At 71.1% G+C, this 5123-nt stretch carries 5 protein-coding genes; 1 reads left to right on the top strand and 4 read right to left on the bottom strand.

The window, feature by feature from the left end:
- The 3 genes from AB0J09_RS55790 to AB0J09_RS55780 form a co-directional block, all read right to left on the bottom strand.
- Positions 1-971, bottom strand: a 971-nt coding sequence (locus AB0J09_RS55790; protein WP_360710565.1) for an adenylate/guanylate cyclase domain-containing protein, incomplete at its 3' end; no start/stop codon positions are given.
- On the bottom strand, positions 968-2245 hold the full coding sequence (locus AB0J09_RS55785; RefSeq protein ID WP_360710564.1) for an oxygenase MpaB family protein: 1278 nt from the start codon (positions 2243-2245) through the stop codon (positions 968-970). The genes AB0J09_RS55790 and AB0J09_RS55785, both read right to left, overlap by 4 nt.
- Before the next feature lie 23 nt (positions 2246-2268).
- Positions 2269-2970, bottom strand: coding sequence for a Crp/Fnr family transcriptional regulator (locus tag AB0J09_RS55780; RefSeq protein WP_360710562.1), 702 nt, complete (start codon positions 2968-2970; stop codon positions 2269-2271).
- A gap of 182 nt (positions 2971-3152) precedes the next feature.
- On the opposite strand from AB0J09_RS55780, the gene AB0J09_RS55775 reads away from it, so the two are divergent.
- Positions 3153-3725 (top strand): sigma-70 family RNA polymerase sigma factor, encoded by a 573-nt coding sequence (locus AB0J09_RS55775; RefSeq protein ID WP_360710560.1) that lies wholly within the window; start codon positions 3153-3155, stop codon positions 3723-3725.
- Between the two features lies 1 nt (position 3726).
- Here AB0J09_RS55775 and AB0J09_RS55770 read toward each other — a convergent pair whose 3' ends face one another.
- Positions 3727-4977 carry a hypothetical protein gene (locus tag AB0J09_RS55770; protein ID WP_360710559.1) on the bottom strand — a complete coding sequence of 417 codons (1251 nt, stop codon included), beginning with the start codon at positions 4975-4977 and terminating at the stop codon, positions 3727-3729.
- Positions 4978-5123 lie beyond the last annotated feature (146 nt).

The following is a 5123-nucleotide window of genomic DNA, read 5'->3' as shown; positions in this document are numbered from 1 at the left end:
CCAATCTGGTGGTCGCGCTGGCACCCGGGCTGGGTGGGGGGGGCCCCCACCAGCCCCCGGGGGGGCGCGGACCGCGGGGGCGCGAGGCGGCCGAGCGGGCCGCACTGCTGGTCGACCCCGGCCCGCAGCAGCAGCGCGGGCGAGGTGCGGGCCAGCCGCTCCACCGCGCCGGCGATCGGTTCGTACGCCTGCCGTGCCGGATCCGTGCACCGCCCCGCCAGCACCGTGAACTGCCGCTTGAGCGCCCGCCTGGCCACCTCCGAAGCCAGCCGGGTCTTGCCGACCCCCGGGTCGCCCTGGAGGATCACCAGCCCGCTGCCGAACTCGGCCGCCGCCAGCTCCCCGTCGAGCGCCCGCAGCTGCTCGTCCCTGCCGACGAACGGCAGCACGTGGCCGTCGTCCAGCCACGGGGCCAGCCCGCCGGCCTGGTGGTGGTCCGCGCTCTGCCAATGCAGCTCGTACGTGTGCATCGGCTCGCGCAGCCCCTTGCCGGGCAGCCGCCCCAGATCCTTGAACTCGTGCCGGCTCCGCCCCTGCGCCAGCCGCCGTACGAGATCGGTGCAGAGCACCTGGCCGCCCTCGGCGATGGCGACCAGGCGGGCCGCCTCGACGGTCGGCAGCCCGCTGACGTCGTCGTGGCCCCAGGCCACGTCGCCCGCGGCGAGCGCGGCCCTGATGGAGATCTTCTCCATGGCCCGCTCGTTCTCGTCGGCCACCGCCTGCTCCACCGCGATGACGGCGTCGAGCCCGGCCGTGGCCGAGTCGAAGACGGCCATCAGCCCGTCGCCCAGGCTCTTGGTGAAGGTGGCGCCGTTGGCGGTCACCACCGAGCGGAGCAGCTGGTAGAGGCGTCGGAAGACGACGTTGGCGCGTTCCTCGCCGAGCCTGATCCGCATGGCGGTGGAGCTGACCACGTCGGTGAAGAGGATCGTCGCCGTGGTCAGCGTGCCTGGCGCGTGGGGAGCGGTCACCTGTGCGGCCCTCCCCGGACAGGGGCTCGCAGTGTCTTGCGTACGGTGCGGCGGATCGCGCGCGTCTTCACCGCCGGGCGGGACTGCCTGATCCGCCACGCGCCGGCCAGCTCCTCGGGGATCCGGAACGCCGCCTGCCCGTCGGAGTGGCGGTCGATCAGGGCGATCACGATCTGCCGCCCGACCCTGCGCACCAGCCAGCGAACCACGCCGTCGACCGGCCCGGCCAGCTTCGAGTGCCGGTTCGCCGCGCGCGCCACCGTGAACAGCCCCGTGAACCACCAGGCGGGCTTGGGCACGCCCAGGAGCTCTGGCACCCGGTCGGCGCCGTACTTGGCGTCGCGGAAGACCCAGTGCACCAGGCTGCGCGGCAGCTTGCGCCACCCCAGGTGCATGAACCCCTCCATCTCCTCCAGCAGCCTGGCCATCAGCCGGCGGCCCTCGTCGCTGGACTCGTACAGGCGGCCCAGGCGCTCGCTGACCGGCTCGACGTCATCGAGCGTGAGCGGCCGGTCGCGGCAGGCCTCCACGCCCATGAGATGGCCGAACACACTCCACGTGTAGAGGTGGGCCGCGCGCTGCTCCTCGGAGAGCGTCACGCCCATGCTCTCCAGAGCCTCCCATGTCACCACGGAGAAGTCGAAGATGGTGGCCAGCAGGAGCTCCTGGTTGACCGGCGGGCCGAAGCGTGCGGTGTCCCAGTGGTCAGCGAAGCGCTCGTTCACCAGCGCGCGCACGAACGAGTGCAGGATCCGCAGCCCGATCGCCGTGGTGTGGCCGGGACGGCCGGGCTCCAGGCTGTTGACGGCCTTCAGCCCCATCACGTCGACCAGCATCTGCCCGGTCTCGGCCACCCGGCGGGTGAGGCCGTGCGTGGCCAGCCGCGAGACGCCGGCCAGCACCTTGGCGCTGGAAACCTCCACGTACGCCATCGGCAGGCACTTGCAGAACAGCGCGGCCGACTGGTAGAGCCCGTAGTCGGCGAACACGGCCTGCCCCTTGGCCAGCAGCTCGCGGTCGTCGCCCCACTCGGGTAAGTCCGCGGCGAAGTCGATGGCCGCGAAGATCTCGGAGGCGGGCGGCTCGCCCGAGGGCGCCCTGGCCTCCCGCTTGGCCGCCGCCAGCTCCTGGACCACCGCCTTCACCAGCTCGAGCGGCCCTGTCCCCGCGGGCTGGTCGTCCAGATAACCGGCCACCACCTTGTCGATGTCCGGGTCGGCCTGCTGCCTCAGCTGGCGGAATCTCTCCTCCGGCCAGCGCTCTTGATCGTTCATCTACCCCGTACTCCAGATCTCGGTCAGAGGCCACCCCGTTTCCGCAGGGCGGCGACATCCAGCAGCGTGATCGTGCGGCCTTTGACGGCGATGAGGTTCCTCGAGACGAGGGACTGCAGCGCCCGGTTGACCGCCGGCCGCGACGCTCCGATCAGCGCGGCGAGGTCGGACTGGGTCAGCCCGGGCAGGTCCACCACACCGTCGGACTGGCCGTGCTTGTCGGCCAGCTGCAGCAGCAGCTTGGCCAGCCGCCCGCCCAGGTCGAGGAAGGCCAGGTCGGCCGCCTGGTCGGTGAGCCTGCGCACCATGTGGCCGAGCATGCGCAGGAACTCGTCGGCCAGCCCCGGATGCTCCCGCATGAGCTCCAGCAGCCGCGCTCTGGGCAGCGCGAACAACCACGCGGGGCGCACGGTCACGATCGACGCCGAGCGCGGCGAGCCGTCCAGCAGCGCCATCTCGCCGAAGGTGTCGCCGCGGCCGAGCATGTTGAGCACGATCTCGTCGCCGTGCTCGGTCGTGAACACCACCTTCACCAGGCCGTCCAGCAGCACGTAGAGGGACTCTCCCGGGTCGCCCTGGTGGATGATGATCTGCCCGGTCCGGTATCGCCTGGACAGCCCGGCCCGCGCCGTGCTCTCGATGCCGCTCTCTCCGAGTACGCGGAACAGCGGGATCTCCGCCAGCACGGAGGCGACCGGCTGGACATCGCGTGGAAACCCGCTCATGCAAGAACTCTAGGCCGCATCCCGCGCACGGGAAGCCGGCGACAAGCGATCTCCCGGGTGTGACGCGGAACACATCTGGACTGTCACGCGCGAGACAGCCCCGGGCGATCACTCGGCGCACCGTGGGTGTGCCGGCCGGTAATGGCGACCCCCCGAGTACCCGGCCCGGCAGGGAGATCGACATGCACCTGGACACCATCGAGCGCTCCGACACGGCAGCCCTGGTCTCGGCCGCGCAGGACGGCGACGCCGAGGCGTGGGAGCGGCTGGTCGAAGAGTTCAGCCCCATGCTCAAGGCACGCATCCGCCGGTTCAGGCTCAGCCACGAGGACGCCCAGGACGTGCTCCAGACGACCTGGCTGCTGGCCTGGCAGAACCTCAGGAGCGTGGAGGACGGCCAGCGCATGGCGGGCTGGCTGGCCACGATCGCCTTCCGGGAGTGCCTCAAGCTCAGCAAGCGGACGAAGGAGATCTGCACCCCCGACCTCGACACGCTGGGCAGCACGGACGACGTGGACAGGGAGCTGGCCAGGATCTGGCTGGCCGGCACGCTGGCCGAGCTGGTCGAGGAGCTGCCGGCAGCGCAACGGGTCCTGTTCAGGGCGCTCACGGAAACCTCCGAGCCGCACTATGTGGACGTGGCACGCAGGCTGGGCAGGCCGGTCGGGAGCATCGGGCCCACCCGAGCCCGCTGTTTCGCGAAGCTACGCGGCCTCCTTCAGGCCCGCGAGATCACCCGCGACTTCCTGGACTGACTCACTTCGCGGACGGGTCAAGCTGGATCGCCTCCAGGAACGGCTCGAAGTCGAAGTGCGCCATCTCGTACGCGTCCGGGTCGGACTCCGCCGGATACCGGTAGAGCCTGCGGCCGCCGCGGGCGAGCATGCCGCTGACGGCCTGGGGGACCAGCCCGCGCCGCATCTCCTCGGCGAGGCCGTCGGCGACGTCCTTGGCGAACGGCATGTCGTAGAGCGCGCCGACGTGCTGGTAGACGCGGAAATAGCTGACGATGAAGCGCATGCGGTCGGGGTAGGACACCCAGTCGGCCACCCCGGCCGTGGATGCCTCCTGGTCCTCGGTGATGAACTCCTCGGCCAGCTTGCGTACCTTCTCGTTCTGGATCGGCGCCCAGACCTTCGCCATGTCCACACCCGCCGGCGGCGTGAGCGGCCTGCCCACCTTGACGTCGCTGAGCGGCGTCTTCACGGCGAACAGGTGGCGGGTGTAGAGCGAGGACCACTTGTCCTCCAGCCAGCGCGTCAGCCACGGCTGGTCCTCGTGCCGCGCGGCGTACAGGCGGAATCTGGGGAAGCGCCGCCGGGTCACCAGCGAGCGCAGCGACCGCCACGACACCCGCGTCAGCCACCTGACCGGCCGGTAGAGCACCAGCTCCAGCGCCTTCTGCGCGCGTGCCTGCTCGTAGGCGGACAGCGCGATGCTGGCGCCGAACATCAGCTCGGCCCGGGCCTCGGGGTCGGTGGCCCGCCCGGCCTCGACCAGGAGCTGCGCGGCGTCCCTCAGGTAGCGGTCGTCGGCCTCGCCCAGCAGGTCGGTCAGGAACTCCGGCGGGGTGGGCGTCAGCTGCGACTCCGGGCTCACCCTGAGGTAGCGGTCGGGCGAATCGTTCCACAGGTTGACGGCGAGGCTGGCCGTCTCCAGGAAGATGGCCCTGTTGGCCAGCGCCAGCCCGAGCTGGTAGCTGGGGCCGAGCAGGGTGAGCAGCACCGCCCTGAACACCCTCCTGAAGCGGTGGGGCACCCGCATCCTGCGGCTGAAGTCCATGATGAACGGCGAGTCGGGGCCCAGGTCGAGGCTCTCTCCGACGGCCTTGGAGGTCCAGGTGGCGTAGCAGTACCAGTTGTTCGCGTCCTTGCCCAGGTGCCGGGCGAGGTCCCCGGCGACGCGGTGGTAGCTGAAGGCGATGACCATCGCCTCGAGTGCCGGGCTCCGGTCCTGGTACGCGGCGATGCGCAGGACGTCGTCCGCGGTCATCGGAGTGTCGGACATGGGGTCTCCCGTTGGTTCGCCTCGAGGAGATAAGAGCGTCTCCAGCGGCGTCAGATACGTCCGGCGGCCCGTCTTTCCCCCGTGGCCGCCAGCCAGGAGCGTAGGGTGCGCGACTTGCGACGGGCTTGCAGGACGCCGAGCGGCCG

It is taken from the genome of Nonomuraea sp. NPDC049784 (assembly GCF_040659615.1).
In the GTDB taxonomy this organism is placed as follows: domain Bacteria; phylum Actinomycetota; class Actinomycetes; order Streptosporangiales; family Streptosporangiaceae; genus Nonomuraea.
The sequence above is the reverse complement of the archived record's forward strand: the minus strand, read 5'-3'. Positions and strand labels throughout refer to the sequence as shown.

What these genes read in the sequence shown, in the direction of transcription:
- AB0J09_RS55785 (WP_360710564.1), bottom strand. Translation starts at nt 2,245, where the DNA reads ATGAACGATCAAGAGCGCTGGCCGGAGGAGAGATTCCGCCAGCTGAGG.
- AB0J09_RS55775 (WP_360710560.1), top strand. Translation starts at nt 3,153, where the DNA reads ATGCACCTGGACACCATCGAGCGCTCCGACACGGCAGCCCTGGTCTCG.
- AB0J09_RS55780 (WP_360710562.1), bottom strand. Translation starts at nt 2,970, where the DNA reads ATGAGCGGGTTTCCACGCGATGTCCAGCCGGTCGCCTCCGTGCTGGCG.
- AB0J09_RS55770 (WP_360710559.1), bottom strand. Translation starts at nt 4,977, where the DNA reads ATGTCCGACACTCCGATGACCGCGGACGACGTCCTGCGCATCGCCGCG.